This is a genomic window from Brevibacterium sp. SIMBA_078, from assembly GCF_046534565.1.
Classification (GTDB): Bacteria; Actinomycetota; Actinomycetes; order Actinomycetales; family Brevibacteriaceae; genus Brevibacterium.
This window is the reverse complement of record NZ_JAWRYQ010000382.1, coordinates 1-254: the sequence shown is the minus strand read 5'-3', so window position 1 is coordinate 254 and position 254 is coordinate 1. Positions and strand designations below refer to the sequence as shown.

At 42.5% G+C, this 254-nt stretch carries 1 protein-coding gene; it reads left to right on the top strand.

The window, feature by feature from the left end; genetic code table 11:
- Positions 1-254 (top strand): CBS domain-containing protein (locus SB749_RS20115; RefSeq protein WP_410711866.1); only part of this gene is annotated, 254 nt, incomplete at both ends.

The following is a 254-nucleotide window of genomic DNA, read 5'->3' as shown; positions in this document are numbered from 1 at the left end:
AGAAGCCCGTGGTTTTACCGCTGATGATTTTGCACTGTCGCATCCAGGTGGCAGTTTAGGCAAACGCTTACTCTTAACCTTAAAAGATGTAATGCACAGCGGTATTCACACGCCTATTATTAATGAAACGCAAACCATTAAAGACGCCTTAATTGAAATGTCAGCCAAAGGGCTCGGCATGACCGCTATTATAAATAGTAATCAGCAATTATCGGGGTTGTTTACCGATGGTGATTTACGCCGTATTTTAGAGC